The 700-nt window shown below is 60.3% G+C and carries 2 protein-coding genes; both read left to right on the plus strand.

The features are described 5' to 3' along the window. The coding region (locus AC1DS5_RS25065; protein ID WP_477720952.1) for a dioxygenase family protein at positions 1-258 on the plus strand (258 nt) is incomplete at its 5' end. Between the two features lie 71 nt (positions 259-329). Further along, the coding region (locus AC1DS5_RS25070) for an FAD-binding oxidoreductase (RefSeq protein WP_477720953.1) at positions 330-700 on the plus strand (371 nt) is incomplete at its 3' end.

Raw genomic sequence — 700 nt, forward strand, 5'->3', positions numbered from 1 at the left:
CAACCCTGGCGGCCCGCCCATGTTCACTTCATGATCTCGGCGCATGGATTAGAGCAACTGGTGACGCAAGTGTTCGTCGCGGGCGACAAGTATCTCGACTCCGACGTCGTCTTCGGCGTCAAAGATACGCTCATTCGCGAATTCGCCCGCAAAGATGCCGGCGAAGCTCCCGACGGGCGGATGCAGAACACGCCTTACTATCATTTGAATTACGATTTCGGTTTGAAGCCAGACGCCAACAAGGCGCATGCTGTCTAGCTAACAATGCGCATCAAGGGCCGCAGAGCCTGAGCGCTGATATGGAACGGGAGGATGCTATGGGAGCGCCAGTGAGCGCCGAGACGGCCGTGGTCCGTCTGAACGAGATCATTGGGGCGCGCGCGACGATCGCGCGCGGCGTGCTCGATGATCACGGCCGCAGCGAGGCCTATCACGCCAGTCGTCCACCGGACGTCGTGGTGTTTCCGGAGACCACGCAGGAAGTCGCTGAGATCGTGAAACTCTGCGGCGAACTCGGCATGCCGGTCGTTCCATTCGGCGCGGGTACTTCGCTCGAAGGCAATGCAGCATCGGTGGCTGGCGGCGTCTGTATCGATTTTGCGCGGATGAATCGCGTGCTCCGGGTGCATGACAAAGACCTCGATGTCGTCGTGCAGCCTGGCATTACTCGCAAGCAACTCAACGCGCATCTGCGCGACAC

The sequence above is a fragment of the Polaromonas sp. P4_H1 genome (genome assembly GCF_056400945.1).